Source organism: Aquabacterium humicola (genome assembly GCF_030167915.1).
GTDB classification, from domain to species: domain Bacteria; phylum Pseudomonadota; class Gammaproteobacteria; order Burkholderiales; family Burkholderiaceae_C; genus Pseudaquabacterium; species Pseudaquabacterium humicola.
On the sequence record NZ_JARGNB010000002.1, the window covers coordinates 1,016,154 to 1,043,090 of the forward strand.

Annotated in this window: 24 protein-coding genes; 9 read left to right on the forward strand and 15 right to left on the reverse strand. The window is 72.9% G+C overall.

Going from position 1 to position 26,937, the window contains the following annotated elements; translation table 11 throughout:
* Positions 1-32 precede the first annotated feature (32 nt).
* Positions 33-2,624 (forward strand): ATP-binding protein, encoded by a 2,592-nt coding sequence (locus P1K89_RS14940; protein ID WP_284617232.1) that lies wholly within the window; start codon positions 33-35, stop codon positions 2,622-2,624.
* Between the two features lie 66 nt (positions 2,625-2,690).
* Here the strand turns inward: P1K89_RS14940 and P1K89_RS14945 are convergent, their stop codons facing one another.
* Complete coding sequence (locus P1K89_RS14945) at positions 2,691-4,025, reverse strand: hypothetical protein (RefSeq protein WP_284617233.1); 1,335 nt, start codon at positions 4,023-4,025, stop codon at positions 2,691-2,693.
* A gap of 218 nt (positions 4,026-4,243) precedes the next feature.
* A complete protein-coding gene (locus P1K89_RS14950) occupies positions 4,244-4,618 on the reverse strand; it encodes an ArsR/SmtB family transcription factor (RefSeq protein WP_284617234.1) in 375 nt (124 codons plus the stop codon).
* A 155-nt stretch (positions 4,619-4,773) separates the two neighbouring features.
* On the opposite strand from P1K89_RS14950, the gene P1K89_RS14955 reads away from it, so the two are divergent.
* From P1K89_RS14955 to P1K89_RS14965, 3 genes are read left to right on the forward strand one after another with little or no spacing between them, the layout of a single operon-like run.
* Positions 4,774-5,835: an efflux RND transporter periplasmic adaptor subunit gene (locus tag P1K89_RS14955; RefSeq protein WP_284617235.1), complete on the forward strand. Its 1,062-nt coding sequence runs from the start codon at positions 4,774-4,776 to the stop codon at positions 5,833-5,835.
* On the forward strand, positions 5,832-9,086 hold the full coding sequence (locus tag P1K89_RS14960) for an efflux RND transporter permease subunit (protein ID WP_284617236.1): 3,255 nt from the start codon (positions 5,832-5,834) through the stop codon (positions 9,084-9,086). The genes P1K89_RS14955 and P1K89_RS14960 overlap by 4 nt, the downstream gene beginning before the upstream one ends.
* An 8-nt stretch (positions 9,087-9,094) precedes the next feature.
* Positions 9,095-9,304, forward strand: a complete 210-nt coding sequence (locus tag P1K89_RS14965; RefSeq protein WP_284617518.1) for a YgaP family membrane protein — start codon at positions 9,095-9,097, stop codon at positions 9,302-9,304.
* Positions 9,305-9,528: 224 nt separating this feature from the next.
* Here P1K89_RS14965 and cueR read toward each other — a convergent pair whose 3' ends face one another.
* From cueR to P1K89_RS15000, 7 genes are all read right to left on the reverse strand, one after another.
* Complete coding sequence (gene cueR, locus P1K89_RS14970; protein WP_439897981.1) at positions 9,529-10,092, reverse strand: Cu(I)-responsive transcriptional regulator; 564 nt, start codon at positions 10,090-10,092, stop codon at positions 9,529-9,531.
* Positions 10,093-10,231: 139 nt separating this feature from the next.
* Positions 10,232-11,623, reverse strand: coding sequence for an efflux transporter outer membrane subunit (locus P1K89_RS14975; RefSeq protein WP_284617237.1), 1,392 nt, complete (start codon positions 11,621-11,623; stop codon positions 10,232-10,234).
* 11 nt (positions 11,624-11,634) lie between these two features.
* The gene (locus P1K89_RS14980) at positions 11,635-14,769 is read right to left on the reverse strand and encodes an efflux RND transporter permease subunit (protein ID WP_284617238.1); all 3,135 of its coding nucleotides are present in this window, start codon (positions 14,767-14,769) and stop codon (positions 11,635-11,637) included.
* Between the two features lie 10 nt (positions 14,770-14,779).
* Positions 14,780-16,027, reverse strand: coding sequence for an efflux RND transporter periplasmic adaptor subunit (locus tag P1K89_RS14985; protein WP_284617239.1), 1,248 nt, complete (start codon positions 16,025-16,027; stop codon positions 14,780-14,782).
* 79 nt (positions 16,028-16,106) lie between these two features.
* Positions 16,107-16,613, reverse strand: coding sequence for a YgjV family protein (locus P1K89_RS14990; RefSeq protein ID WP_284617240.1), 507 nt, complete (start codon positions 16,611-16,613; stop codon positions 16,107-16,109).
* Between the two features lie 186 nt (positions 16,614-16,799).
* The gene (locus tag P1K89_RS14995) at positions 16,800-17,414 is read right to left on the reverse strand and encodes a Spy/CpxP family protein refolding chaperone (RefSeq protein WP_284617241.1); all 615 of its coding nucleotides are present in this window, start codon (positions 17,412-17,414) and stop codon (positions 16,800-16,802) included.
* A gap of 200 nt (positions 17,415-17,614) precedes the next feature.
* Positions 17,615-18,028 carry a hypothetical protein gene (locus tag P1K89_RS15000; protein WP_284617242.1) on the reverse strand — a complete coding sequence of 138 codons (414 nt, stop codon included), beginning with the start codon at positions 18,026-18,028 and terminating at the stop codon, positions 17,615-17,617.
* Between the two features lie 156 nt (positions 18,029-18,184).
* Between P1K89_RS15000 and P1K89_RS15005 the strand changes: the two genes are divergently transcribed.
* Entirely contained in the window at positions 18,185-18,445 is a 261-nt protein-coding gene (locus P1K89_RS15005; RefSeq protein ID WP_284617243.1) for a heavy-metal-associated domain-containing protein, read from the forward strand.
* Between the two features lie 47 nt (positions 18,446-18,492).
* Here P1K89_RS15005 and P1K89_RS15010 read toward each other — a convergent pair whose 3' ends face one another.
* The 3 genes from P1K89_RS15010 to P1K89_RS15020 are packed head-to-tail and all read right to left on the reverse strand — an operon-like array spanning position 18,493 to position 20,739.
* Positions 18,493-19,803, reverse strand: coding sequence for a sensor histidine kinase (locus P1K89_RS15010; RefSeq protein ID WP_284617244.1), 1,311 nt, complete (start codon positions 19,801-19,803; stop codon positions 18,493-18,495).
* Positions 19,803-20,462 carry a response regulator transcription factor gene (locus P1K89_RS15015; RefSeq protein ID WP_284617245.1) on the reverse strand — a complete coding sequence of 220 codons (660 nt, stop codon included), beginning with the start codon at positions 20,460-20,462 and terminating at the stop codon, positions 19,803-19,805. Before P1K89_RS15015 ends, P1K89_RS15010 begins: the two co-directional genes overlap by 1 nt.
* Before the next feature lie 34 nt (positions 20,463-20,496).
* A complete protein-coding gene (locus P1K89_RS15020; RefSeq protein ID WP_284617246.1) occupies positions 20,497-20,739 on the reverse strand; it encodes a hypothetical protein in 243 nt (80 codons plus the stop codon).
* Between the two features lie 210 nt (positions 20,740-20,949).
* On the opposite strand from P1K89_RS15020, the gene P1K89_RS15025 reads away from it, so the two are divergent.
* Positions 20,950-21,363, forward strand: coding sequence for an OsmC family protein (locus tag P1K89_RS15025; protein WP_284617247.1), 414 nt, complete (start codon positions 20,950-20,952; stop codon positions 21,361-21,363).
* A gap of 43 nt (positions 21,364-21,406) precedes the next feature.
* On the opposite strand, the gene P1K89_RS15030 is transcribed toward P1K89_RS15025, so the two are convergent.
* Both P1K89_RS15030 and P1K89_RS15035 read right to left on the reverse strand, forming a co-directional pair.
* Positions 21,407-21,718: a polyhydroxyalkanoic acid system family protein gene (locus P1K89_RS15030; protein WP_284617248.1), complete on the reverse strand. Its 312-nt coding sequence runs from the start codon at positions 21,716-21,718 to the stop codon at positions 21,407-21,409.
* A gap of 177 nt (positions 21,719-21,895) precedes the next feature.
* The gene (locus P1K89_RS15035; RefSeq protein ID WP_284617249.1) at positions 21,896-22,471 is read right to left on the reverse strand and encodes a TetR/AcrR family transcriptional regulator; all 576 of its coding nucleotides are present in this window, start codon (positions 22,469-22,471) and stop codon (positions 21,896-21,898) included.
* Between the two features lie 126 nt (positions 22,472-22,597).
* Between P1K89_RS15035 and P1K89_RS15040 the strand changes: the two genes are divergently transcribed.
* Both P1K89_RS15040 and P1K89_RS15045 read left to right on the forward strand, forming a co-directional pair.
* The gene (locus P1K89_RS15040) at positions 22,598-23,353 is read left to right on the forward strand and encodes an ABC transporter ATP-binding protein (protein WP_284617250.1); all 756 of its coding nucleotides are present in this window, start codon (positions 22,598-22,600) and stop codon (positions 23,351-23,353) included.
* Positions 23,350-25,725, forward strand: a complete 2,376-nt coding sequence (locus tag P1K89_RS15045) for an ABC transporter permease (RefSeq protein WP_284617251.1) — start codon at positions 23,350-23,352, stop codon at positions 25,723-25,725. Before P1K89_RS15040 ends, P1K89_RS15045 begins: the two co-directional genes overlap by 4 nt.
* A gap of 99 nt (positions 25,726-25,824) precedes the next feature.
* Here P1K89_RS15045 and P1K89_RS15050 read toward each other — a convergent pair whose 3' ends face one another.
* Entirely contained in the window at positions 25,825-25,953 is a 129-nt protein-coding gene (locus P1K89_RS15050) for a hypothetical protein (protein ID WP_284617252.1), read from the reverse strand.
* A 235-nt stretch (positions 25,954-26,188) separates the two neighbouring features.
* Here P1K89_RS15050 and P1K89_RS15055 point away from each other — a divergent pair, with 235 nt between their 5' ends.
* The gene (locus P1K89_RS15055) at positions 26,189-26,839 is read left to right on the forward strand and encodes a pyridoxamine 5'-phosphate oxidase family protein (RefSeq protein ID WP_284617253.1); all 651 of its coding nucleotides are present in this window, start codon (positions 26,189-26,191) and stop codon (positions 26,837-26,839) included.
* Positions 26,840-26,937 lie beyond the last annotated feature (98 nt).

A 26,937-nucleotide genomic window follows, 5' to 3' on the forward strand; every position in this document is an offset into this window, starting at 1 on the left:
GCGAACCGGCGTGATCGTTGTGCGCCGCCCCCATGCCCGAGCACGCTGGCGCCTGCGTCTATCGATTCGCCCAGTTCGAGCTGCAGCCGGCCGAGCGCCGGTTGCTGGCCGGGGGCGAGCCGGCCGTGCTCACGCCGCGGGCGTTCGACGTGCTGCTGGCCCTCGTCGAGCGCGCGAACCACCTCGTGACCAAGGACGAGCTGCACGAGCGGGTGTGGCCCGGGCTGATCGTCGAGGACAACAACCTGCAGCAGCAGATCGCGGTGCTGCGCCGCCTGGTCGGCGCCGACGCGATCAGCACGGTCACCGGTCGCGGCTACCGCTTCGAGCTGCAGCCGCAGCGGCTGCCGGAGCGCCGCGCGCCGCCGTCGGCGCCGGGGCGGCTGCCGGTGCAGCTGACCTCGTTCATCGGCCGCGAACGCGAGATCGCCGAGACCGCGCGGCTGCTCGCCGCATCGCGGCTGCTCACTTTGGTCGGCATGGGGGGCATCGGCAAGACGCGCCTGTCGCTGCGGCTGGCCGCCGATGCCGAGCACGCCGGCCCGGAAGGCGCGTGCTTCGTCGATCTCGCGCCGCTGCGCGATCCGTCGCTGGTCGCGAACCAGGTCGCGCAGGCGCTCGGTGTGCAGGAGGAGGCCGGGCGCGCGGTGATGGACACGCTGTGCGCGCACCTGCAGGCAAGCCGCGCCTTGATCGTGCTCGACAACTGCGAGCACCTGATCGACGCCTGCGCCGCGCTGTGCGATGGGCTGCTGCGCGCCGCGCCGGCCCTGCGCATCCTGGCCACCAGCCGCGAACCGCTGCGCGTGCCCGGCGAGCAGCTCTATGCCCTGCTGCCGATGGGCGTGGAGCCGCAGGGCGGCGCGGACGCGGCCGAGTCGGGCGACGCCGTGCGGCTGTTCGTCGATCGCGCGCGGCTGCACCAGCCCGGCTTCATGCCCGGCGCGGGCGAGCTGCCGCTGCTGGCCGAGGTCTGCACCCGCCTGGAGGGCATCCCGCTGGCGCTGGAGCTCGCCGCGGCGCGCATGCGCACGCTGTCGATCGGCGACATCAACCGCCGCCTGCGCGACCGCTTCAGGCTGCTCGCCGATGGCGGTCGCGTGCTGGTCGAGCGCCAGCGCACGCTGCGCGCGCTGCTCGACTGGTCCTGGGAGCTGCTGTCGCCCGAGGAGCGCGTGCTGTGCGAGCGCCTGAGCGTGTTCTGCGGCGGTTTCGACGGGGCCGCCGCCGAGGCGGTCTGCGGCGATGCGCCGCTGGCGCCCGAGGGCATCGCCGACCTGCTGTCGTCGCTCGCCGACAAGTCGCTGGTGCTGGCCGTGCCCTCGCGCGACGTCACGCGCTACCGCATGCTCGAGACGATGCGCGACTACGCGCGCGACAAGCTCGCGGCGCGCGGCGAGGTCGAAGCGACGTCGCAGCGCCACTGCCATCACTTCCTGGCCGTCGCCAAGGCGGCCAACCAGGGCGTGCGGGGCCCGCAGCAGGGGGCCTGGACCGAGCGCATCGAGGCCGAGCTCGACAACCTGCGCGCGGCCATCGACCTGGCGCTGTCGGGCGGCGTCGATCCGATCGTGGCGGTGAAGTTCGAGGTCGCGCTGCTGAAGTTCCGTCTGGTGCGCGGCCATGTCGGCGAGGGCCGCAAGCTCATCCATGCCGCACTCGAGCTGCCCGCGGTGCGCGCCGCCGACGTGGCCCATGCCCACGCGTTGTACGTGGCCGCCGGACTGGCGGCCAACCAGGGCGACTGCGCGGAGGCGGCGCGGCTGCTGCAGGCCTGCCTGGCGCTGCGCCGCGGCATCGGCAACCCCGTCGACACCGCGGCGACGCTGTCGACGCTGGCGCTGCTCCGGCTGCAGGAGGGCGACGCGGTGCGCGCACGCGAAGGCGAGGAGGCGGCGCTGGCGATCTTCCGCGAGCTCGGCGACCGCATCGGCGAAGCGATCGGCCTGCTGCACCTCGGCCAGATCGAGATGTTCGTCGACGACGACGGCCGGGCGCAGGAGCGCCTGGAGGCCTGCCTGGCGATCGCCCGCGAGCTCGGCCACGCCGAAGTGCGCAGCGAGTGCGAGCGCATGCTGGGCGAGCTGGCGCTCGAGCACGGCGACGTCGCCGGCGCGCGCCTGCGCTTCGGCTCCTCGCTGGCGGCATGCCGGGAGGCGGGCGATCGGCGCAACGAGGCGATCTCGCTGTGCTGCATGGCGCGCGCCGACCTCGCCGCCGGCGACACCGCGCAGGCGCGTGGCCAGCTCGAGACCTCGATGCGTGTGTTCCAGGGCCTGGGGATGAAGCCCGAGATGGTCGCGTGCCTGGAGGACTTCGCCGCGCTGGCGCAGGCCTGCGGCGACCCCGGGCACGCCGTGCGCCTGTATGCCACGGCCTCCGCGGCGCGCGAGCGGCTGAGCCTGATGCGCACGCCGCGCGCCGAGCGCCGGCTGCACGGCGCACTGGCGCGGGCAGCGGGCGCGCTGGCCGACGCCGACTTCCAGGCGGCGCAGCGCCAGGGCTGCAATGCGCGGCTCGACGACGGCGTGCGCGACGCGCTTGCGGCGGCGGCGGCGGTGACGGCGTTGACGGGCGTGGCGGCATTGCCGGCACAAGTCAGGCCTGGGCGGAACACGCGCTGATCGCGCATGAGCGGGCGCCGGGTGCACGCGGCACCCGCGCCCGCGATCGCGATCGCAGGCGGCCGGTCAGCAGGGGCGGGGCACCAGGACCTCGCGCGGGCGCCGTCCTCGGCAGTCGATGGCACGCAGGCGGTCGATCAGCGCGGCCAGATCGGGCCCGCCGGTGCGTTCGAGCATGTCGGCTTCGGACAGGCTGTGCCGGCACGGCTGGCCGAGCGCCTGCTGAACGGCCAGCAGGTCGCGCCGGCACGCGTTCAGGATCACCCCGGTGCTGCGGCGGATGCGCTCGGCGGTGGCGACCGGGGTGGGCGGCGACGACGCGAGCGCCGACCCGGGGCCGTCGATCGGTGGCAGCGCCTGCAGCGTCTGCTCGTCGCCATGGTCGCGCAGCAGCGCGGCGAGCACTTTCCGGATGCAGCGCAGGACGGTCGCTTCGTCGCGCTCCGGCGAGGCTTTCACGTAGCTGCGGCGCAGCGCGACAGCCAGCACCGACTGCAGCGCCGGCTCGATCGCGCTGCCTTCGGCGACACGGCCGCGGTGCAGGGCGAGCAGGGCCGAGGCCGTCCAGGCCTGGCCGAGCTTGACCAGCAGCTCGACCCGCGACGAGGCCTGCATGTAGGCGTAGAAGCGATCCCAGTCGCCGATCAGCTCGAGCACGCGCTGCACCTCGGGCGAATTCACCTCGCCCTCGTAGCCGCCGTTCATGATGACGTCGAAGAACTCGCCGATCAGCCGCGTGCTCGCCGGGCAGACGCAGTCCCGCGGCGAGATCAGCACGCCGGATGCATCGGCCAGCTCGTAGAAGCGCTGCCCGCTCATCGGCGCCGGGTCGAGGCTGATCGCATCGCCACGGGCCATCGTCTGCCGCACGAGCATGAAGGGCGCCGTCGCCAGCATGTAGAACGCCGTCTCGAGCGGCCCGAGCTCGCCTTCCTGGACCGGACGCTCGCGGCGCCGCGTCAGGTAGGCCGGCAGGCCCACCGAGAACTTCGAGAACAGGTAGGCCTGGATGAGGTTGAAACGCGGGCCGGGCAGGCCCCGGTGCGCGATGTACCGGTCCCGCAGCGCCGTCGTCAGCCGGTAGGCGTCCTTGGCGTGCGGCATGATCAGCCGCAGGCTGGTGATGTTCATCGGCATCCCGCGGCGCGAATCCGCGAACTTGCACGTCTCGTACCGGTTCTGCGTGACCTGCCCGTAGGGGTAGGGGCCGGCGTTGTCCTCGCCGATCTGGCGCCCGACCCGGTTATGCAGCGACGAGATGCCGGCCCACGCGTCGTACTCGAACTCCATGTTCGCCCGCCGGTACGGCGGCGGATGCTTCACCGCGTACGCCTTCAGCGCCCATCGATGCAGGGTCGGATGACGCTTGACGCAGGCCATCACTTCAGCGGTCATGTTCACGCGGCACCTCCTGGGTCGACGTTGGCGGTAGGGCCAGTGTCGAGAGGGGGGTGCTGAAGCGTCCTTAGCGCGGCCTGAATTCGGCCTGAATTCGTGCGGCGCGATCGCCCCGGGCCGGGGCGACGGCGCGCATCCGATTGACGCTTCGCAATGCCGCGGTGGGGGTGGCGCCGCATAAACCGCCCATGCGACTGTCGGGACGGCGACGCCGAGCCGGTTCAGCGGCGCCCTGCGCGTGGCGCCTTGGGCGGCTGCCTGGCGCCCTGTGCGAACGCCTTGTGGCCGTCGGCCGCACGTTCGAAGGCCCGGGCGATGTTGCCGCAGACCAGGTCGCACAGCGCGTAGACCGACTCGTCGGCGATGCGGTAGTACACCGACGTGCCGCGGCCTTCACGCTGCACCAGGCCGTTCTGCATCAGGAACGAGAGGTGGCGCGAGATGTTGGCCGAGGTGTAGCCGCACAGCTGCGCCAGATCGCCCACGTTGCGCTCGCCGCTGCGCAGCAGGTTGAGGATCTGCAGGCGCGTCGGATCGGACAGCGCCTGGAAGTAGGTCGCGACGCGTTGCAGCGCCTCGGGCGGCAGGCCTTCCATGAGCGGGCAGGGTGCGGGAACGGGATCGCGATGATGCCCCAACGCGTTGTTGCTCAGTGAGTTCAAGGTCAAACTGCCTACTTGACTATTTGCGTATCTAGTTAAATACTATCGATATGAATCGAATCCTGCAAGCCCCCCGCCGATCGGCCGCCGTGATTGCCGCGACGGCCCTGTGCGCAGCCGCGCTGCTGGCCGACGCGGCGGCGGGCGGCACGCCCGCCGCGCCGGACGGCCCGGTCCGCGCGCCGCTGGCGACGGTGGCCGTGCGCAGTGCCGGGTCCGTCGACGGTGCCAGCTACGACGGCGTGGTGCAGGCCGTGCGCCAGACGACGGTCGGCGCGCAGGTTCCCGGCGCGGTGGTGGCGATCGAAGTGCGGGCCGGCGATGCGGTCAAGGCCGGCCAGGTGCTGCTGCGCCTGGACGCGCGGGCGGCCGATCAGGTGGCGGCGGCTGGTGCCGCCCAGGTGCTGGCGGCGAAGGCGGCGCAGGACGCCGCGACGCGCGAGTTCGAACGGCAGCAGCAGCTCTACGAGAAGCAGTTCATCAGCCGCTCCGCGCTGGAGCGCGCCGAAGCGCAGCACAAGGCCGCCCAGGCGCAGGCCGCGGCGCAGCTGGCCAGCGCCGGCGCCGCGCGCACCGAGTCCGGCTTCTACGTCGTGCGTGCGCCGTACGCGGCGGTGGTGGCCGACGTCGCCGTCGTGCAGGGCGACATGGCGATGCCCGGCCGCCCGCTGCTGACGCTGTACGACCCGTCGGTGCTGCGCATCAGCGTCGCCGTGCCCCGGACCGCCGTCGCCCGCCTGAGCCAGTCCGCCGCGGTGACGGCCGACGTTCCGGGGGTCATCGCCGGCCGCCTGGCGCCGCTGCGCGTGCAGGTGCTGCCGATGGTCGATGCGGCCAGCCATACGCAGGAGCTGCGGCTCGACCTGCCGCCCGGCCTCGCCGGGCTCGCGCCGGGCATGTTCGCGCGCGCCTGGCTGCCGGCGGATTCGGCCGATACGCGGCTGTACGTGCCGGCGGCGGCGGTGGTGCGCCGTGCCGAGCTGAGCGCGGTTTATGTCGTCGGGGCCGATGGCCGCCCGATGCTGCGGCAGGTGCGCCTCGGGCGCACCAGCGGCGGCGACGTCGAAGTGCTGACCGGCCTGTCCGCCGGCGAGCGCGTCGCGATCGAGCCGCAGGCCGCCGGCCGCAGCCAGCGCGAGGTCCGGCCATGAAGCTCGGGATCTCCGGCCGCATCGCGGGTTATTTCCAGGCGGCCCAGCTGACGCCGCTGCTGGCGCTGGTGGCGCTGCTGCTCGGCGCCTTCGCCGTGCTGGTGACGCCCCGCGAGGAAGAGCCGCAGATCAACGTCACGATGGCCAACGTGCTGATCCCGTTCCCCGGGGCCTCGGTGCGCGACGTCGAGCAGATGGTCGCCACGCCGGCCGAGCAGGTGCTGTCGCAGATTGCCGGCATCGAGCACGTGATGTCGGTCTCGCGCCCGGGGCTGGCGATCGTCACCGTGCAGTTCAAGGTCGGCGTGCCGCGCACCGAGGCGCTGGTGCGCCTGTACGACACGGTCAATGCCAATGCCGACTGGCTTCCGGCCGGGCTCGGCGTCGGCGCGCCGCTGGTCAAGCCCAAGGGCATCGACGACGTGCCCATCGTTGCGCTGACGCTCTTCACGCGCGATGCCGCCCGCGGCGCCTTCGACCTCGAACGCGTGGCCCACAGCGTCGAGGCCGACCTCAAGCGCGTGCCGGGCACGCGCGAGGTCATCACCATCGGCGGCCCGGGACGCGCGGTGCTGGTCGAGATCGATCCGGCGCGCCTGGCCGGTGCCGGCGTCACGGTCACCGACCTGCGCCAGGCGCTGCAGTCGGCGAACCTGGGCCTGCCGGTGGGCGAGCTGCTGGGCGGCAACCGCGCCGTCGCGATCGAAGCCGGCCCCTTCCTGCGCGATGCGCGCGACGTCGCGGACCTGGTGGTCGGCGTGCGCGCGGGCAAGCCGGTGTTCCTGCACGAGGTGGCCGCGGTGCGCGACGGCCCGCTGCCGGCGCAGCGCCACGTCTGGCACGGCATCGCGGGCGCCCACGATGGCGCTCAAGATGGCGTTCAGGGCGGCGAGTACCCCGCGGTGACGCTGGCCGTGACCAAGAAGCCCGGCGAGAACGCCATCGACGTCGCCGACGCCGTGATCCGGCGCGTGCAGTCGCTGCACAACGCGGTGATCCCGCACGACGTCGAGGTCTCGGTGACGCGCAACTACGGCGAGACGGCGAACGACAAGGCCACCAAGCTGATCCAGAAGCTGCTGTTCGCGACCGCCTCGGTCGTCGCGCTGGTCTTCTTCGCGCTCGGACGGCGCGAGGCGGCGATCGTCGGCGCCGCGGTCGTGCTGACGCTGACGGTGACCTTGTTCGCGTCCTGGGCCTGGGGCTTCACGCTCAACCGCGTGTCGCTGTTTGCGCTGATCTTCTCGATCGGCATCCTGGTCGACGACGCGATCGTCGTCGTCGAGAACATCCATCGCCACATGGCGCTGCATCCGGACAAGCGCCTGGTCGAGCTGATCCCCGGCGCGGTCGACGAGGTCGGCGGGCCGACGATCCTGGCGACGCTGACCGTCATCGCGGCGCTGCTGCCGATGGCCTTCGTCAGCGGGCTGATGGGCCCGTACATGAGCCCGATCCCCATCAACGCGAGCATGGGCATGCTGCTGTCGCTGGCGATCGCCTTCGTCGTGACGCCGTGGCTGGCGCGGCTGTGGATGAAGCAGGCGCCGCACGCGGGCCATGCCGAGGGTTCGGGCCTGGCCGGCCGCTTCGCGAAGGCCTCCGCCGCGGTCTTCGGCCCGCTGCTGGACGAGCAGCGCGGCGCCCGCCGGCGCCGTCTGCTGGGGCTGGCGGTGGCCGGCCTGATCGCGCTGTCGCTGGCGCTGCCGGTGCTCGGGCTCGTGGTGCTGAAGATGCTGCCTTTCGACAACAAGTCGGAACTGCAGGTGATCGTCGACATGCCCGCCGGCACGCCGGTGGAGCGCACCGCCGCGGTGCTGCGCGAACTGGGCGCGCACATCGCGCGCCAGCCCGAGGTCACGACGTACCAGGCCTATGCCGGCACTGCGTCGCCGATCAACTTCAACGGCCTCGTGCGCCAGTACTACCTGCGCGCCGGCGGCGAGGTCGGCGACCTGCAGGTCAACCTGGTCGACAAGCACCAGCGTGCCGCGCAGAGCCATGCCATCGCGACGCGGCTGCGCCCCGAGCTGCAGCGCATCGGCGCGCGCTTCGGCGCCAACGTCAAGCTGGTCGAGGTGCCGCCCGGTCCGCCGGTGCTCGCCCCGATCGTGGCCGAGGTCTACGGGCCGGAGGCCGAGGGCCGGCGCCAGGTCGCCAAGGCCGTGCGCGCGGTGTTCGAACGCACGACGGGCGTCGTCGACGTCGACGACAGCAGCATCGCCGCCGCGCCGCGCAAGCTGCTGCTGGTGGATCGCCGCAAGGCGGCGCTGCTGGGCGTGCCGCAGCAGGCGATCGTCGCCACGCTGCGCACCGGGCTGGCGGGCGACGCCGCCGCGTACCTGCACGACGAGAGCAAGTACCCCGCGGCGGCGGTGGTGCAGCTGCCGGCCGAGCGGCACGGCGAGCTCGATGCGCTGCTGCAGCTGGCCGTGCGCGGCGCGGCCGGGCAGCTGGTGCCGATCCGCGAGCTGGTGACGGTGAGCGACACCATGCGCGAGCAGCCGGTGCATCACAAGGACCTGCTGCCGGTGAGCTACGTCGTCGGCGACATGGCCGGCCGGGTCGACAGCCCGCTGTACGGCATGTTCGGCATGCGCGCGGCGCTCGCCGGCATCGTCGCGCCGGACGGCGCCCCGCTGGCCGAGTACTTCATCCGCCAGCCCGACGACGCCTGGCGCGGCTATGCCGTCAAGTGGGACGGCGAGTGGCAGATCACCTACGAGACCTTCCGCGACATGGGCCTGGCCTACGCGGTGGGGCTGGTGCTGATCTACCTGCTCGTGGTCGCGCAGTTCAAGAGTTATCTGACGCCGCTGATCATCATGGCGCCGATCCCGCTGACCATCGTCGGCGTGATGCCCGGCCACGCGCTGCTGGGCGCGCAGTTCACCGCCACCAGCATGATCGGCATGATCGCGCTGGCCGGCATCATCGTGCGCAACTCGATCCTGCTGGTCGATTTCATCGAGCTCGAGATCAACCGCGGCGTCGCCTTGAAGGACGCGGTGATGCGCTCGGCCGCCACGCGCGCGCAGCCGATCCTGCTGACCGGCCTGGCCGCGATGCTGGGCGCCTTCTTCATCCTCGACGACCCGATCTTCAACGGCCTGGCCGTCTCTCTGATCTTCGGCATCCTCGTCAGCACGGTGCTGACGCTGGTCGTGATTCCGCTGCTGTACTTCGTCGCCTGGCGACGGCGTGCGCAGCCCGCCCCGATTTCGTCCACCCCGCAAGGAGTTTCCGCATGAGCACCCCCATGACGTCCTGGCAGATCGTTCGCATGTTCGCCGGCACCTTCATCCTCGTCTCGCTCGCGCTCGGCATCCCGGGCAGCCCGCTGTTCGTCAGCCCCTGGTGGCTCGCGCTGACCGCCTTCGTCGGCGCGAACCTGCTGCAGAGCGCGTTCACGCGCTGGTGCCCGCTGGAGATCATCCTGCGCAAGCTCGGCGCCAGGGGCGGCGCTTGAAAGCATGCCGAGCCCGCGCTGCGTCGGGCGTCACCCGCGGGCGCCGGCCGCCGGATCCGACTTCCGCGCCTTCGCGCGAAGGCGGCGGCTTTCGAGCATGCGCCAGAAGATCCTGGCGAGGCCTGCGATGAGGGCGATGGTCATGGCGTGAGTCCTGAAGTGCGGTCGCAACAGCGCGACAGGCCGCAGGTTCGTCCTTGCCGCCAGGGCAAGGTCAAGCGCAATCAGGGATGTCCGGCCGCCGTGGTGCGGTGCAGGCCCTGCATCCAGGCCATCAGGCCGCCGTGCGCCGTGCTCTCGTCGCGCAGGCCGGCTGCCCGCGCGGCACGTGCCGGGCGGGCCGACTTCGGCGCCGGCGCAGCCGGCGGCCGGGCCGCCGGGGCGGCCGATTCGCCGGCGAGCTGGCCCAGGATGGGGCAATCCGGCCGGTCGTCGCCATGGCAGTGCTGCGACAGCTGCTGCAGCGCGGCCTTCATCTCGGCCATTTCGGCCATCTTGCGATCGAGCTCGGCGATGTGCTCGCGCGCCAGCGCCATCACCTCGCGGCTCTCGCGCTGCGTATCGGCCCACAGGCCGAGCAGCTGTTCGATCTGCTTGATCGAGAACCCCATCGAGCGGGCCTGGCGGATGAAGCGCAGCACGCTCACGTCGCGCGGGCCGTACTGGCGGTAGCCGCCGTCGCTGCGGCTGGCCTGCGCAATCAGCCCCAGGCTTTCGTAGTGACGGATCATCTTGGCCGTCACGCCGGCGGCCTGGGCTGCCTCGCCAATGTTCATCGGGTAGGCCATGGTGCGTCTCCTGTGGGTCAGCGGTACCGGCAGTCTCGACCTTGCCATCATGTCAAGGTCAAGCGATTTGCCACGCACCGGCCAGGGGCTCGCCGAGCTGCCGGGCCTGCGCCCGGCGCCTGGCGACGACGGCACGCCGTCATGCGCTCGTACCGAGCGCGCGCAGCACCGCGACCACCTGGAGCCGCTGCTGCGCGAGCCCCTGTGCCAGGGCCATCTGCGCCTGCTGCGCGCCGCGCTGGGCATCGAGCAGCTCCAGCAGGTCGGAGGCCCCCGCGTCGTAGCGCACGCGGGCGAGCCGCTCGGCGGCCGTCGCCTGGCGGCTGCGCTCATGCAGCGCCGCAAGCTGCAGCTGTGCCTGGCGGTAGCGCGCGAGGGCGCTCTCGACCTCTTCCAGCGCCAGCAGGATGCGCTGGCGGTACGCGGCCAGCGCCTCGCGCTGCTGCGCCCGGGCCGCGGCCAGCCGCGCGTCGATGCGGGCGTGGTCGAACAAGGGCACCGTCAGCGCCGGCGCGGCGAGCCAGGATGCGCTGCCCGCGGCGCCCAGTCCGCTGGCCGAGCCCGCGACGAAGGCGAGCAGGCCGGTGACCGATACGCGCGGCATGAACTCCGCGCGCACCGCGGCGACGTCGAGCGCCTGGGCACGCAGCGCGGCTTCGGCCTCGGCGACGTCGGCACGCCGCGACAGCCACTGCGCCGGCGCCGGCACGTCGACGGCGACCTGCGACGCATCGATGCCCTGCAGCGGCGGCAGCTCGAAGTCCGACGGCGCGCTGCCGAGCAGCACCGCGAGCCGGTGCGTCGCCACCGTGGCCTCGGTCTCGTGCACCGGCGCCTGCGCCTCGGCAGCGGCGAGATCGGCGCGCGCGCGCGCATCGTCGATCGGCGCCACCAGGCCGGCGCGGGCGCGCCGTTGCACCAGGTCGACGGTGCTGCGCCGGTTGTCGATCAGCGTGCGCGCCAGCTGCAGCTGCTCGCGCGCGCCGATCAGCGTGAAGTAGGCCTGGGCGATCTCGGCGCTGACGGCCAGGCGCATCGCGGCCGCCTGGGCCTCGGTGGCCTGCAGGCGTGCGCCGGCGGCGGCGGCCTGCGCCCGCAGGCGGCCGAACAGGTCGAGCTCCCATTGCAGCTCGATGCCGACGCTCGTGGTCTCGACGCGGCGCCGGTCGCTGCTCAGCCCGGGCGCCTCGTGCGCGCTGGCCTGGGCGGCCTGCATGCGCATCGACGCGCCGCCGGCGGGGGCCAGCGCGGCGCGGCTGCCGGCTGCCAGTGCGCGCGAACGCTGCACGCGCTCGCCGGCCTGCACGAGGTCCAGGTTGACCTGCAGGCCGCGCTCGATCAGCTGCGCCAGCACCGGGTCGGGCAGCGCCAGCCACCACGCCCGGTCGGCTGTCGCCGCCTGCGGCAGGCCTTGCGCCTGGCTGAAGGCGGGCGGCAGGGAGGGCGCCGGGGCCGACGGATCGGGCACCGCCGCGCAGGCGCCCATCAAGGCGGCCGCAGCCGCGACCAGGGTGAGTCTCAGTGCACGCATGACACGCTCCTTCAGGCGGCCGTCGCCGCCGGCGCGGCCGCGGAAACCGCACGCCGCCGCTGCAGCAGCACGTAGAACATCGGGGTGAAGACGAGGCCCGCCAGCGTCACCGCCAGCATGCCGGCGAAGACCGCGATACCGACCGCCTGGCGCATCTCGGCGCCCGCGCCCGTCGCGAAGACCAGCGGCAGCACGCCCATCACGAAGGCCAGCGAGGTCATCAGGATCGGCCTCAGCCGCAACCTTGCCGCCTGCACGATGGCCTCCAGCGCGCTGAGGCCCTCGCGCTGCAGCGTGCGCGCGAACTCGATCATCAGGATCGAGTTCTTCGTCGCCAGCCCGACCAGCACGACGAAGGCGATCTGCGTGAACAGGTTGTTGTCGCCCCGGGCGAGCCACACCCCGCCCAGCGCGCCGAGCACGACGGTGGGCATGACGGCGAGCACCGCGAACGGCAGGCTCCAGCTGCCGTAGAGCGCCGCCAGGATCAGGAACGCCAGGCCCACGGCGAGCGGGAAGACGAGCAGGCCGCTCGAGCCCTCGCGCTGCTGCTGGTAGCTCAGGTCGGTCCATTCGTAGCCGAAACCCGGCGGCAGCTCGCGCGCCAGGATCTCGCGCATCGCATCGAGCGCAACCCCCGCGCTGACGCCCGGCGCCGGCCCGCCGGAGAGGTCGGCCGACGCATGGGCGTTGTGGCGGCTGACCGGATCGGGCCCCACCGCCGGCCGCGTGCTGACGAGCGAAGCGAGCGGCACCATGTCGCCGGTGGTGTTGCGCGTCCACAGCCGCGACAGCGCATCGCCGTCGGCGCGGTAGGCGGCATCGGCCTGCACGTTGACCTGCCAGGCGCGGCCGAGGTGGTTGAAGTCGTTGACGTAGACCGAGCCCAGGTAGGCCTGCAGCGCTTCGGCCACCGCGGGCAGCGGCACGCCGAGCGCCTGCGCCTTCTCGCGGTCGATGTCGACGGCGAGCTGCGGCACGTTGGCCTGGTAGCCCGAGTACAGGCCGGCGATGCGCGGGTCCTGGCCCGCGGCGGCCATCACCTTCTGCAGCGCCTCGTTCAGCGCCTCGGGCCCACGCTGCGCGCGGTCCTGCACCTGCAGCTTGAAGCCGCCGGTCATGCCGAGGCCCGGCACCGGTGGTGGCGGGAAGATGGCGACGAAGCCTTCGTCGATGGCGCCGAACTTGGTATTGAGCGCACCGGCGATCGCGCCGGCCGCGAGCGACTTGTCCCGGCGCCGCTCGAACGGATCGAGCATCGCGAACAGCACCGCGGCGCTCGGGCTGTTGACGAAGCCGTTGATCGACAGGCCCGGGAAGGCGACGACGCTCTCGACCCCCGGATGCTTCAGCGCGATGCGCGTCATCTCGCGCGTCACCGCCTCGGTGCGGTCGAGCGACGCGCCGGGCGGCAGCTGCACGATGCCGACCAGGAAGTACTTGTCCTGCGCCGGCACGAAGCCGGTGGGCATCGCATGGAAGCTCCACGCGGCCCCGGCGACGAGCGCGGCGTACAGCACCAGCAGGCGCCCCGTGCGGCGCACGCCGGCCCGCGCGAGCAGGCCGTAGCGCGCCGCGGCCGCATCGAAGGCGCGGTTGAAGCCGCCGAGCCAGCGCGCCAGCCCGCGCGGCGCGCCGTCGTGATGGGCTTGCAGCAGCAGCGCGGCGAGTGCCGGGCTCAAGGTCAGCGAATTCACCGCCGACAGCAGGGTCGAGATGGCGATCGTCAGCGCGAACTGCCGGTAGAACTGGCCGGTCAGCCCGCCCATGAACGCGGTGGGCACGAAGACGGCCGCCAGCACCGCGGTGATCGCCAGGATCGGGCCGGTGACCTCGCGCATCGCGGCGAGTGCCGCGTCGCGCGGCGAACGGCCCGTGCGCAGGTGGCGCTCGACGTTCTCGACGACCACGATCGCGTCGTCGACGACGATGCCGATCGACAGCACCAGGCCGAAGAGGCTCAGCGTGTTCAGCGAGAAGCCCAGCAGCTGCATCACGGCCAGCGTGCCGATCAGCGACACCGGCACCGCGGCGATCGGGATCAGCGACGCGCGCCAGCGCTGCAGGAACAGCAGCACGACGAGCACCACCAGCACCACCGCCTCGCCCAGCGTCTGCAGCACGTTGGCGATCGAGGCCTTGACGAAGATCGTCGGGTCGTAGGCGACGCGGTGCTCGATGCCGGCGGGGAAGTCCTGCTGCAGCGTGGCCATCGCCGCGCGCACGGCCTGCGCCACCTCGATCGCGCTGGCCGACGGGTCCTGCACGATCTGCAGCGCGACGGCCGGCTGGTTGTCGAGCAGGCTGCGCAGCGCGTACTGGCTGGCGCCGAGCTCGATGCGCGCGACACGCTTCAGCGGCAGCTGCTCGCCCTGCGGCCCGGTGCGCACCACGATGTCGCCGAAGGCCTCGACCGAGCCGAGGCGGCCGCTCACCGTCAGCGGCAGCTGCTGCGCCGTGCGCACGTCCGGCGGCGCGCCGACCGAGCCGGCCGCCACCTGCATGTTCTGCGCGCGGATCGCAGCGATCACATCACCGGCGGTGAGCCCGAGCGCGGCCATGCGGTCCGGGTCGAGCCAGACGCGCAGGCTGTAGTCGCCGGCGCCCCACACGGTGACGCGCTGCACGCCAGGCACGCGCAGCAGCGCATCGCGCACGTTCAGCTGCGCGAAGTTCGACAGGTGCAGCATGTCGTACCGCTCGCCGGGCGAGACCAGGTGCACCACCATCAGCATGTCGGGCGCCACGTGCTCGCTGACCACGCCCAGCCGCTGCACCTCGGCAGGCAGCCGCGGCAGCGCCCGGGCGACGCGGTTCTGCACCTCGGTCTCGGCGCGCGCGGGATCGATGCCCTGCGCGAAGGTCAGCCGCAGGCTGTAGCGGCCGTCGCCGGTCGACTGCGAGCCCATGTACTGCAGGCCGGCGAGTCCGGTGAGCTCGGCTTCCAGCGGCGTGGCCACGGTGTCGGCGATGACCTGCGGGTTGGCGCCGGGGTAGGCCGCGCGCACGGTCACCGTCGGCGGCATCACGTTCGGGTATTCGGTCAGCGGCAGCCGGCCGAGGCTGGCCAGTCCGGCGAGCAGCATCATCAGCGACAGCACGATCGCGATGATCGGCCGGTCGATGAACAGGCGTGCGAACTTCATGGGGTGCCTTTCAGGAGTGGGCCGGCTTCGACGCCGCGCCTGGCGCGGCGGGTTCGGCACGCGCGGCCTGCGCGGCGGGCGCCGCGGTCATGTCGGTCATCTGCGGCTGCACCGTCATGCCGGGACGGGCGCGCATCTGGCCCGAGACGACGATGCGTTCGCCGGCCTTCAGGCCGGACGTCACGATGCGCAGGCCGCCGTGCAGCGCGCCCAGCGTCACGGGGCGGTACTCGACGGCGCCGCCGTCGTCGACGACGAGCACGAAGCGCCGGCCCTGGTCGGTGCCGACGGCCTTGTCCTGCACCAGCAGCGCCGACGTCGCGTCGCCCGTCGTGAGCTGGGTGCGCACGAACTGGCCGGGCACCAGGTGCGCGCCCGGCTGGTCGATGCGCGCGCGCAGGCGCAGCGTGCCCGAACCGGGGGCCATCTCGTTGTCGCTGAAATCGACCGGGGCGACCGCGAGCTCCCGGCCGCTGCGCGCATCGAGCACGCGCGCACGCCAGTCGCCCTTGCCACGACCGGCACCCAGCCGTTCGAGCGTCGACGGGTCGGCGACGTCGAAGTGCACGTGCAGCGGCGCGGTGGCCACCAGCGTCGCCAGCGGCGGCTGCGCGGCGCCGGCCGCGACGACGTTGCCGGCGGTCACCAGCGCGCGGCCGATGCGGCCGTCGATCGGCGCCCGCACCACGCTGAACTCGAGGTCCAGCGCCGCCGTGCGCAACGCGGCGTCCGCGGCTTCGGTGCGCGCACGCGACTCGGCGAACGCGGCACGGCGGCGCTCGAGCTCCTCGGCGGCGATCGCGTTGTCGGCGGCCAGGCGTTGCGCGCGTTCGAACTCGTTGCGGGCGAGCATCTCGCGCGACTGGGCCATGGCCAGGTCGGCGCGTGCACGCGACACGGCGGCTTCGAAGGGTCGCGGATCGATGCGGAACAGCGGCTGACCCGCGCGCACGCGTTCGCCTTCGGTGAAGAGCACCGCGTCGACGTGACCGGCCACGCGCGGCCGCAGCTCGACGCGCCGGGAGGCCTCGACGCGGCCCACCTGCGTGACCGGCTGCTCGATCGTGCGCTCGAGCACCGGCGCAACCATCACGGCGGGTGCGGCCGGCGCGGCCCTGGCCGGTGCCGCCGACGCCGGCGCGATCGCCGGCTGGCAGGCCACCAGCACCGCTGCGGCGAGCAGCGAGGCGGCGGCGACGAGACCGACGCGATAGGCCGCGGCGGCGGGCGTCGGGGGAAGATCGTGAGGCGTCGTCATGGGGTGCCCTGGGGTGGTTGGTCGAAGTGGCGCGATGCTCGACATTGCTGCGGTGGCAAGGTCAAGCGCGGCGGTGTGTTCAGTGGCCGCGCGTCTTCCACGCGCCGATCGCGGCCGCGATGCCGCAAACCAGGTTGGCGGCCACCTGCCAGAACGCGTCGTAGACGAGGGCGTTGCTCAGCCACAGCGCATTGACGAGCGCCAGCGCCCAGCGCAGCGAGGCCCCGCGCAGGTAGAACATCGCGTAGGTGCCGAGCAGCGAGCCGGCCACGGCGAAGAGGCCGAGGGCGCCGCTCCACAGGATCGTGGCGAGCGCCAGCGTGACCGCCACGAAGGCCGCGAAGGCCGCGGCCTTCAGCCGGCCGGGGCGGTTCAGCAGCGCGGCGGCGCTGGCCTGGCGTCCGACGCTGAGCGCGTTCAACGCGGCGGCCGTCGGTGCGCCGAGCATCAGGCTGTTCAGCGCCCACAGGGCCGACGCCCAGCCCGACGTCCTGAGCAGGCGACCGTCACCCGGTCGGACGAGGCCGCTGATGTTCAGCGACAGCGCGGCGATGCCGGTGGCATCGATCAGGTGCATGAGCAGCATGGCGGTGATGACCTGCGGACGGCCAGTGGTTGGCGAGGCCCTGCAGGTTCATCGTTGACCTGACGGGAAGGTCAAGGTCCGCATGCGGGACGCCCGCGAGCGACCCGTCCCGCGGCCGCTGCGGCGGGGCGTCAGCGCGGTCGCTGCCCGCGCGGGACTACGCCCCGCGAGCGCCGGCCGGGCAGGTCAATGCCGGTGGACAGATTCCGTGCTGGCCGCGTAGCCACGCGCGCGGTTGTAGGCCGCCACCTGCTCGTCGGACAGCAGCCCGCGTGTCTTCAGGTGGGCGACGAGGTGGACCGCGCGCAGCTGGCCCTGCAGCGATGCGATGTGACGCGTCGCCTCCTGCACCCCGCGTTCGTCGATCGAACGGGTCCGGAACGCCCTGTCCAGCGTCTCTTCCGCGACGATCAGCTGCGCGCCCAGGTGCTGTGCCTGGACCTTCATCTCGGCGGTGAGGCGTTCGAGCGCGTCGCGCTGCGGCGGCGTGACCTCGAGCTGCTGCGCCAGCTGCAGCACATGCAGCGGTCCGGGCACGCCGTTCAGCTCGGCCGGCAAGGAGGCGCCCATGCCGCGCCCTTCACGCAGGTCGGCGACCTGCTCGGGCGACAGCGCCTTGATCTCGCGCGACTGCATGCCGGCATAGCCGCTTTGTTGGGCCGATGCTGGATGCGCCGCGGCCGGATGTGCCGCAGCCGGATGTGCCGCATGCTGGGCGACGCTGTGGCCCGGCATCGCACTCACCACGATGGCGCAGGTGGCCGCGACGGTCGCGGCGGCACGGATGGAGAGCATCTTCATAGGAAGCAGCTGCGTGTCGGAAAGCCATCCACCCGGCGGTGGGGACGAGCGCAGCGCAGCGCGCGCTGGCGGAAGGACATGGTCATGGTTCGGGACCCCGTGATTCATCGGTGCGGCGATGCCGCAGCCTGGAGACGCTCGCGACGACCGCGCAGCGGACGCACGAGCTCCATCGGCCTCTCGGCGGAGGCCGCGCGGAGTCAGCGTGATTTCGGTGGACGCTCCGGCCCGTCCGACTGGAAGGTCGGTGCCGGTGCGCGCAGGCGCGGGAAGGTCGCGGCGCGTCGCGCCGGCGGCTCGGCCACCGCCACCGCCGCGCTCGGCAGCGGCGGCACGGCGCAGGATGCGGAACAGGGGGTGTGCTGGCCGGGGCCGGCGGGGTTGTATGCGGGGTCCGCGCCGTCGTCGTGCGCGGGCGCGCGCTGCGTCTCGGCCAGGCAGGGATGCCCGTGTCCGGTGGCTGGATCAGCGTGCGGCTGGTGACTGTTCGACCCCTGCAGGTCCACGGCGTGCACGTCGCCTGCCGAGACGCGCGGCATCGTCACGGCCATGGCGCCCTTGAAGGGCAGCAGACAGGCCAGCAGGACCACGAACCACACGCGCAACGCTTTCACGGCGAGCAGCGTAGCAGAGCGTCCGGCGTGCGCGTTTGGCGCCGGCCGGATGTTGCGCGCGCATCGGGGGCCGCCTTCGGCTCGACGCGCGACCGCTTGACCTTGCCACGGCGTCAAGCCCGAGACTGGGCGCATCCATCCACCAAGGAGCCTGCGATGCTGACCTACCGAGTCGACGACATGACCTGCGGCCATTGCGCCAGCACCATCACCAGCGCCGTGCGGGCGGTCGACCGCGGGGCCCGCGTGCAGATCGATCTCGCGCAGCACGTCGTCGCCGTCGAGACGACCGAAGCCGATGCCCGCGAGGTGGCCGATGCCATCACCGAAGCGGGTTACACGCCGGTGGCCATCGAGGCGGCGCCGGCCGGGAATGAGCCCGCGAAGAAGGGCAGCTGCTGCGGCTGCGGCGGGTGACGCTGCGCCAGCCCGGTGTTGATGCGGGCGGCCACCGCCCCTGCGGATCAACGGCCGGCGGCGAACAGCACGCGCGCCTCGAGGCCCGGGCCGTTCTCCGGCGCCCGCAGCTCGAGCCGCGCGCCGTGGCGGCGGGCGGCCTCGGCGGCGATGGCCAGGCCCAGGCCGCTACCGGGCGCAGCGCCCTCGCCGCGATGGAAGCGCTCCAGCATGCGCTCGCGCAGGCCGGGGTCGATGCCGGGCCCGTGATCGCGCACCGAGAGCGCGACACCGCCGGGCCCGCCCGAGATGGTGACGACGATGCCGGTGCCCGCCGGCGCGTGCTTCAGGGCGTTGCCCACCAGGTTGTCCAGCAGTGATCGGATCGCGCGCGGGTCGGCGTCGATCCAGTGTTCGCCGCGGCTGTCGAGCGCCAACTCCATGCGCCGCACCGCGGCCTGTGCCGCCAGGTCGACCAGGCAGTCGCGTGCCAGCTGCACCAGTTCCACGCGCGTGCGCCGCTGCATGGACGAGGATTCGATGCGCGCCAGCTCGAGCAACTGCTCCACCAGGCGCTGAAGGCGTTCGATGCCGCCCCGCAGCTGCGTCATCGCCGCCTCGCGTTGCTGCGCATCGGCCGCGTGCGCGACGTTGTCGGCCTGCACGCGCACGGCGGCCAGCGGCGTGCGCAGCTCGTGGGCGGCGTCGGCGATGAACTGCCGGTGCAGCGTCAGGCTCGCCTGCAGGCGCTCCAGCAGCGCATTCAGCGTCGTCAACGCGCCTTGCAGTTCACCCGGCGCCTGCGGCAGTTCGATCGGCGCCAGCGACTGGGCGTCGCGGCGGGTGAGCTCCTCGCCCAGGTCGCGCAGCGGCGCCAGCGAGCGCCGCACCGTCACGACGATCAGCAGCGACAGCGCCGCCAGGCCGGCGAGGGCGGGCGCGAGGATCTCGAGCCCGGCCTCGCGGGCCAGCTCCTGGCGCAGCGACAGCGGCTGCGCGACCTGGATCACGCGGCCACCGCTGCGCAGCGTGAAGACGCGCAGCGTCACGGCGTCGGGCTGGCTGCCGCTGTCCATGCGGGAAAAGCCCGGCGGCGCATCGAAGCGCAGCTCGAGCTCCGGGCTGGAGCGGTACAGCAGCCGTCCCGTGTCGTCCCAGGCGACGACGGCCAGGTGCATGGCGGGGTCTTCCTGCGACGCCATGCCCGCGCGGGCGAAATCGTGGTCGACCAGCGTGCGGGCGACCTGCTCGAGCTGGTAGTCCAGCAGGTCCCGCACCTGGCGCCCGACCCACCACCAGGCGGTCAGCCCGAGCACCGCGCTGAGGCCCAGGCTGCCCAGCAGCAGCCGCCACTTGATGCGCGACTCGATCGAGCGCATCAGGACCGCGGCACGAAGTAGCCCACGCCGCGGATGTTGTGGATGCGCTCGGCGCCGACCTTGCGGCGCAGGTGGTGGATCTGCACCTCGATCGCGTTGCTGACCACCTCTTCACCCCAGCCGAGCAGCTGGTCCTCGATCTGGGCGCGTGACAGCGGCACGCCGGGTCGCCTCAGCAGCAGCTCCAGCAGCGCGAACTCGCGCGCCGACAGCGCGATCTGGCGGCCGTCGACGAAGACCTCGCGCCGCGCCGGATCGAGGCGCATGCCCGCGGCCTGCAGCACCGGCGCTGCGGGCCCTTCCTGGCGCCGCACCACCGCGCGCAGGCGCGCGGCCAGCTCGTCGATGTCGAAGGGCTTGGCCACGTAGTCGTCGGCGCCGGCATCGAGACCTGCGATGCGGTCCTCGACGCCGTCGCGCGCGGTGATGATGATGACCGGCACCCGGCATGCACGGTCGCGCAGCTCGCGCAGAACGTCCAGGCCATCGCGGCGCGGCAGGCCGAGGTCGAGCAGCACGGCTGCGAAGGGCTCGCTGCGCGCGGCGGCGATGCCCGAAGCGCCGTCGGCCACCCGATCGACCGTGATGCCCGCGCGCGCAAGGCCGACGCACACGGCGCTGGCCAGCATGTCATCGTCCTCGACGAGCAGGACTCTCACGGCCTGGCGTGCCGGCGGTCGGGCGGGCAGCGGTTCACGAGGGCTGGGAGGCCTTCTTCGGGCTGTCCGCCGACGTCTTCTTCGACTTCGCCTTCGCGGCGTGCTTCTTGACCTTCTTGTGGGCGGCCGGCGATGCCGGCGGCTGCGCGCCGGTTTCCTGGGCGGTCTTGGCGGTGGGCGCCTCGGTGCCGGCGGCCGCGGTTCCGGCCGCCATGGCCAGGCTGGTCAGGGCGCTCAGCCCGGCGGTGATGAGGAGCGTGCGAATCGGAGTCTTCATGGTGTATTCCCGTTGGCGTGACGGCCGGTCGACGAACGGCCTGGCCACACTATCGGTGCCGCGGCTTAGCGCAGGCTTAGAAGCGGGCGGCCGCGACCGGCGAGGGGCCATCGCCGCGGTCTCGGAACAGAACGGCCGAGCGATCCGCGTTGACAAGCCGCGAGCGCGCGACGCACGATCAGCCGGCACATCGACTTGGCAGGAGCCGGCATGGACATCACCGCGCGCGTGCGCAACGCAGGTCTGCAGCATGACGTCGAGGTCAGCGCCGCCGGCGTGAGCAAGCGGCTCACGCTGCCGGCCCGGGGCAGCGAAGGCGGGTCGGCGGTGAACGGCGGCGAGCTGCTGATGCTGGCCCTGGCCACCTGCTACTGCAACGACCTCTACCGCGAGGCGACCCGCCTCGGCATGGTGCTGCGCGCGGTCGAAGTGCAGGCCAGCGCGGACTTCGCCGGCCGCGGACTCGCGGCGACGAGCATCCGCTACAAGGCCAGGATCGATACCGACGAGCCGCATGAACGCGTCGTCCAGCTGCTGCGCGAAACCGACGCCGTGGCCGAGGTGCACAACACGCTGCGCTCGGCCAACGACGTGGCACTCGTCGAGTGGAGCGAGACGGTCTGAACGCGCGGCGGCCGGTCTGCCGGCCGGCAACGGGCTTGCCGCGTCATTTGCGGGTCAGCAGCAACTGGCCCGCCTTCTGCAAGGGGCCACGCAGCCGGCCGGCCAGCGTGCCCAGCAGGCCCGGCAGCTCGATCTCCATCGTCACTTCCGACTCCAGCACCTCCAGCACCCCGCTGACCGCCTGGCCCATCACGGCGACGCTGAAGCTCAGGCGGTCGCCCTCCCAGCGCTGACTGACGGCGCCGGCGCTGCCCGGCATCTGGCGTATCAGGTCCGCGAAGCCGGACTCGATGCGGCGATGGGCTTCGACGCGTCCGAGCTGGTGAGGGATGCTGAGCTTGATCGGCATGGGCATGCTGGGTGTGCTGGGCGGGCGTCAAACCCTGGGCAATGAACATGCCATCGCCTGCCCTGATGATCTCTTGCAAGGCGTCAAGTCTGGATCGAACTGCTACGCGCCAACCCACTCGGCCGCCGCTTGGGCTGCGGCGGTGTCAATTCGGCCGGTGGCGTCGTCGATGAACTCGACGGGCTACAGCGTCGAGAGGCGCCGCGCCATCTCGAGCAGGTCCTTCGGCGTGGCCGGGCTGCGCGACTCCACCCACCAGCTCAGCAGCTCGAACAGCGCGCCGGCCGTCCATCGTGCAGCGGCCGCGCGTGGCACGTCCGGCGGGACGGCCTGGAGCTCTTCCTCCACCAGCGCCACCAGCATCTGCTTGAAGCGCTGGTGCACGACGTAGCCGCTGCGCCGTCCGATCAGCGTGCGGAAGAGCTTGCGGTTCTCGCAGGCATGCTCGATGAGACCGAGCACGAAGGGCATGTCGGTCACGCCGCCGCCGGTGGCGGAGGAACGCGCCGCGCCGCCAGCGGGCGTTCCGCGCAGGGCCTGCCGCAGGTCGTCGAAGCCGCCGCTGAGCAGCTCGTCCTTGTTGCGGAAGTGCGTGTAGAAGGTCGAGCGCCCGACATTGGCGCGTTCGCAGATCTCCTGCACGCCGATCGCATCCCAGCCGCGCTCGCTCATCAGCGCGAGCAATGCGTGGCGCAACGCGGCCCGGGTGCGGGCCGTGCGCCGGTCCCCTGTGCTCGTTCCGGCTCGTTCGGCTGGCATCTTCGAACTCCTGGACATCGGGTGCGGTCTTGTTCAGTAGCGGACGCCGTGATGGCCGGCGTATTGGTGCCGCCGCCGCCGGCCACACAACATGGGCACGTGTCCATTTTCGAACGGGTGCCCAAGATGATAGAGCTGCGACATGTCGGCAAGGTGTTCCCCGGACCCGCGGGCGGCACCGCCGCGCTCGTGGACGTGACCCTCGCCTTCGAGCCGGGGCGCTTCGTCGCGCTGGTCGGCAAGTCCGGCAGCGGCAAGTCCACGCTGCTGAACCTGGTGGCCGGCATCGACCGCCCGACGACGGGCGATGTGCTCGTCGCCGGCAGGGCAGTGCATCGCCTCGACGAGAGTGCGCTGGCGGCCTGGCGCGGCCGCCATGTCGGCGTCGTGTTCCAGTTCTTCCAGCTGCTGCCGACCCTGACAGTGCTGGAGAACGTCATGCTGCCGATGGACCTGTGCGGCACGCGGCGCGGCGCCGATGCCCGGCGGCATGCCGCGGCGCTGCTCGAATCGATGGGCATCGCCGACCAGGCAGCGAAGCTGCCGGCCGAGCTGTCGGGCGGCCAGCAGCAGCGGGCGGCGATCGCCCGGGCGCTGGCCAACGATCCGCCGCTGCTGGTGGCCGACGAGCCGACCGGCAACCTCGACAGCCACACGGCGCGGCTCGTGGTCGACCTGCTGGTGGCCCTGGCCCGCCAGGGCAAGACGGTGCTGATGGTGACGCACGAACGCGATGTCGGCGCGCGCGCCGATCGGGTCGTGACGATGGCCGACGGCCGTGTCGTGGCCGACACCCGATCGCCCGCGGCCGCGCCGCCGGCCGCGCCCGCCACCGGGCCCCACGGACGCGCCGCCGAGCACCGGCATGCGGGGCTGCAATGAGCCCGCGCTGGTCGAAGCTCGCGCGCGACGTGGCCGCCGAACGCTGGCGTTATGCGCTGATGCTGCTGGCGATCGTCGTCAGCGTCGCGGCCTTCGGAACGGTGCTGGGCGTGCGCGACGTGCTGCGGCGCGAGATGGCGCGCAACTACCTCGGCACGTCACCGGCGCATGCGACGCTGGAGCTGCCGGGTGGCGTTGATGCGGCGGCGCTGGCCCTGGCGCGCCTGGATCCCGATGTCGAGACGGCCGAAGCCGGCGATGTGCTGCAGGCGCGTACACGGGTCGAAGGCGAGTGGCGTCCGCTGCTGCTGTTCGTGGTCGAGGACTTGCGAACGTTTCGCCTGAACCGCTTCGTCTCGCAGGACGGCCCCCTGCCGGGCGCTGAGGGCCAGGCGCTGATCGAGCGCACGGCGACCGGCATGCTGGGCGTCGCCGCCGCCGGCGGTCGGATCGACGTGCTGTTGCCGGGCTCGGCGCCGCGGCAGCTCACCGTTGCCGGCCTCGTGCACGACCCCAGCCTGGCGCCGGCCTGGCAGGAACGGGCCGGCTACGCCTACGTCGACGCCGCCACGCTGCGCGGCGCATGGCCGGGCACCGGGCTGCACGAATTGCGCGTGCGCTGGCGCGACACGCCCGAGACGATGGACCGCATCCAGGCGAAGGCCGAACAGCTGGCGGCGCGGCTGCACGCGGCCGGGCATCCGGTGGACGAGGTGCGCGTGCCGCCGCCACGGCAGCATCCGCACCAGCGGCAGATGGAGACCGTGCTCTTCATGCTGCTGGCCTTCGCCGCGCTGGCCCTGGTGCTGAGCGCCGTGCTGGTGGCGAATGCGCTGGCCGCACTGCTGGCGCGACAGACCCGCGAGATCGCGGTGTTGAAGACCCTGGGCGCGCGCGCCGGCCAGCTGGCGTGGCTGTACGCGGCCCTCGTCGGTGCGCTGGGCCTCGTGGCCTGGCTCGTCGCCATGCCGCTGGCCCGGCTGGCCGCCGGCGGGTTTGCCGGCGCGGTCGGCAACTTGCTGAACCTGTCGCTCGCCAGCGATCACCCGGCGCCCTGGGTGTTCGGGGCGCAAGGCCTGGCGGCGGTCGTCGTGCCGCTCGCGCTGGCGACGGGGCCGATCGGCCGCGCCTGCCGCACCCGCATCCGCGAGGCGATCGATCAGCGCGGGGTGGCCGGTGAGCGCATCCGGCGGCTCTCGGCGCGGTGGCCCGCCGTGTGGCGCAACGTCGCCCGCCGGCCGGTACGACTCGCGCTGACGGTCGGACTTCTCGCTGCCGCGGGCGCGATGTTCATGACGGCGCTCAACGTATCGAGCAGCTGGGAGCTCACGATCGACAAGGTCTACGCGACGCGCCACTACGACGTGGAGCTGCGCGCCGCGCGCGCCATCCCGTCGGCCGAGGCGGCTCGGATCGCGACGATGCCAGGCATCCGCACGGTCGAGACCTGGGGCTTCGCCGAAGCGGCGTTCGCGCGGCCGCAAGGCATCGACGTGTCGCATGCCTATCCCGATCGCGGCCACGGCAGCTTCGCGGTGATGGGCGTACCGCCGGCGGCGGCGATGGTGTCCTTCCCGGTGCTGCAGGGACGCTGGCTGCGTGCCGGCGACAACGCCGATGGCGTGGTGCTGAACCATGCCGCGCTCGCGCAGCAGCCGCACCTGCGGCTGGGCGATCCGGTGCGGCTGTCGTTCGGTGGCCGGGTCAGCCCGTGGCGGCTCGTCGGCGTCGTCGAGGAGATCGGCGCGGCGGGCATCGCCTATGTCGGTCGCGACGCCCTGGCCGCGGTGGCGGGTGAGGCCACCGACGCCCGCGTGCTGCGCATCTCGACCGATGCCGGCGATGCGCAGCGGCGCCAGCGGCACATCCACGAGATCGACGAGGCGCTGACCCGTGCCGGCGTCGCGGTGCAGAGCGCCCGGCCGCTGTCGGAGCTGCGCACGGCCATGGGCGACCACATCGTGATCCTGATCCGCGCGCTGGTGGCGATGGCGGGCGTGATGGCCGTCGTCGGCGGACTCGGGCTGGCGGCGAGCATGAGCGTCAGCGTCGTCGAGCGGCAACGCGAGCTCGCGGTGATGAAGACCCTCGGCGCCGGCCCGGCGCGGCTGGTCCGGATGGTGATGGGCGAGGCGCAGGTGGTCGCCTGGGTCAGCGCGGCACTGGCGCTGCTGCTGGCCTTGCCGGTGACCGCTGCGCTCGACGTGATGATCGGCCGCCTCGGCTTCGTGGCGCCGCTGCCGTTTGCCGTCGACACGGTGGGCGTGGTCGTGTGGCTCGCGCTCAATGCCACGCTGGCGGCGCTCGCCGCCTGGATGCCGGCGCGAACGGCAAGCCGCCAGCCGATCGCCGTGGCGCTCCAGGCCGTTTGACGGTGCCGTGTCGTCGGACGGAACACTCGAACCGACAATGTCACCGAAGCAGCGTCCGCGCCCGCTCGAGACGTCGAGCCGGGCGGCTCGCTGGACCCATCACGCGCCGCAGTAGCTCGGCACCATCACCTCCAGCATGGAAACCACGCTCCGCCGCTCCGTTTGGGCGGCAGCGGCCAGGGCAGCTTTGAAGCCGGCGATGCCGCGCGAAAGGGATGCCGGCAGCATGCCGCCGGCGGTGTCGAGCCCTGCTCGTGGTCGCGACCCTGCCGGCGCTGCGTGCCAGGCGCGAGGTCGCGTTCCAGCAGGCGTGAGCACGGCGAGCGCGGCACACCCGGGCGGCCGACTCTTGCGAGACCGGGAATACTGACTTGGCGCCGGCGAGTATTCCGCCGCGGCGCGCTGTCGGACACAGTCACGGTCATGCGGCGCCGCTCGGGCGCCGCACCGTCCGGAGCCCCTCGTGTCCCACGCGTTCGCCGACATCGCATTCACCCCCTCGGTCAAGGCCGCGCAGCAGCGCGACGGCAGCCGCGCCGGCTACGCGCGCAGCTTCGAGGGCGATGCCGAGGTGTTCAACGATCGCCTGGGCGAGGCCGAGCGCGAGTTCATCGCCGCGCAGCGCAGCTTCTACATGGCCACCGTCTCGGAGACGGGCTGGCCCTACGTGCAGCACCGCGGCGGACCGCGTGGCCTGCTGAAGGTGCTGGACGACAGGACCCTGGCCTTCGCCGACTACGCCGGCAACCGCCAGCTGATCAGCGTGGGCAACCTGGCGGCGAACGACCGCGTCGCGCTGATCCTGGTCGACTACGCGCAGCGCGTGCGGCTCAAGATCCTCGGCCGCCTGTCCGTGCGGGACCTGGCGCCCGGCGATGCGTCGGCCGCGGTCCTCGTCGACCCCGCGTACCGCGCACGGCCGCAGCGGCAGATGCGCGTCACCGTCGAGGGCTTCGACTGGAACTGCCCGCAGCACATCCCGGTGCGCTTCGACGCCGAGGATGTGCAGCGCGCCCTCGACGAACGCGACCAGCGCATCGCCGCGCTGGAGCGCAGGCTCGCGGCGCTCGACGGACGCGCCGGCCCCGCCGACGGTCCGCCCGCACCGGCCTGACGCGGCGCGGCCGCCGCCGCGCGACCCCGACCCCGGTCCGCCCCTCGGTTCGTTCGCGCAGGGGCGCCGGCATGCCTTTTCCCGCGAACGACCGCTCT

What these genes read in the sequence shown, in the direction of transcription:
- P1K89_RS14940 (WP_284617232.1), top strand. Translation starts at nt 33, where the DNA reads ATGCCCGAGCACGCTGGCGCCTGCGTCTATCGATTCGCCCAGTTCGAG.
- P1K89_RS14950 (WP_284617234.1), bottom strand. Translation starts at nt 4,618, where the DNA reads ATGGAAGGCCTGCCGCCCGAGGCGCTGCAACGCGTCGCGACCTACTTC.
- P1K89_RS14960 (WP_284617236.1), top strand. Translation starts at nt 5,832, where the DNA reads ATGAAGCTCGGGATCTCCGGCCGCATCGCGGGTTATTTCCAGGCGGCC.
- P1K89_RS14965 (WP_284617518.1), top strand. Translation starts at nt 9,095, where the DNA reads ATGACGTCCTGGCAGATCGTTCGCATGTTCGCCGGCACCTTCATCCTC.
- cueR (WP_439897981.1), bottom strand. Translation starts at nt 10,092, where the DNA reads ATGGCCTACCCGATGAACATTGGCGAGGCAGCCCAGGCCGCCGGCGTG.
- P1K89_RS14975 (WP_284617237.1), bottom strand. Translation starts at nt 11,623, where the DNA reads ATGCGTGCACTGAGACTCACCCTGGTCGCGGCTGCGGCCGCCTTGATG.
- P1K89_RS14980 (WP_284617238.1), bottom strand. Translation starts at nt 14,769, where the DNA reads ATGAAGTTCGCACGCCTGTTCATCGACCGGCCGATCATCGCGATCGTG.
- P1K89_RS14985 (WP_284617239.1), bottom strand. Translation starts at nt 16,027, where the DNA reads ATGACGACGCCTCACGATCTTCCCCCGACGCCCGCCGCCGCGGCCTAT.
- P1K89_RS14990 (WP_284617240.1), bottom strand. Translation starts at nt 16,613, where the DNA reads ATGCTGCTCATGCACCTGATCGATGCCACCGGCATCGCCGCGCTGTCG.
- P1K89_RS14995 (WP_284617241.1), bottom strand. Translation starts at nt 17,414, where the DNA reads ATGAAGATGCTCTCCATCCGTGCCGCCGCGACCGTCGCGGCCACCTGC.
- P1K89_RS15005 (WP_284617243.1), top strand. Translation starts at nt 18,185, where the DNA reads ATGCTGACCTACCGAGTCGACGACATGACCTGCGGCCATTGCGCCAGC.
- P1K89_RS15010 (WP_284617244.1), bottom strand. Translation starts at nt 19,803, where the DNA reads ATGCGCTCGATCGAGTCGCGCATCAAGTGGCGGCTGCTGCTGGGCAGC.
- P1K89_RS15020 (WP_284617246.1), bottom strand. Translation starts at nt 20,739, where the DNA reads ATGAAGACTCCGATTCGCACGCTCCTCATCACCGCCGGGCTGAGCGCC.
- P1K89_RS15025 (WP_284617247.1), top strand. Translation starts at nt 20,950, where the DNA reads ATGGACATCACCGCGCGCGTGCGCAACGCAGGTCTGCAGCATGACGTC.
- P1K89_RS15030 (WP_284617248.1), bottom strand. Translation starts at nt 21,718, where the DNA reads ATGCCCATGCCGATCAAGCTCAGCATCCCTCACCAGCTCGGACGCGTC.
- P1K89_RS15035 (WP_284617249.1), bottom strand. Translation starts at nt 22,471, where the DNA reads ATGCCAGCCGAACGAGCCGGAACGAGCACAGGGGACCGGCGCACGGCC.
- P1K89_RS15040 (WP_284617250.1), top strand. Translation starts at nt 22,598, where the DNA reads ATGATAGAGCTGCGACATGTCGGCAAGGTGTTCCCCGGACCCGCGGGC.
- P1K89_RS15045 (WP_284617251.1), top strand. Translation starts at nt 23,350, where the DNA reads ATGAGCCCGCGCTGGTCGAAGCTCGCGCGCGACGTGGCCGCCGAACGC.
- P1K89_RS15050 (WP_284617252.1), bottom strand. Translation starts at nt 25,953, where the DNA reads ATGCTGCCGGCATCCCTTTCGCGCGGCATCGCCGGCTTCAAAGCTGCC.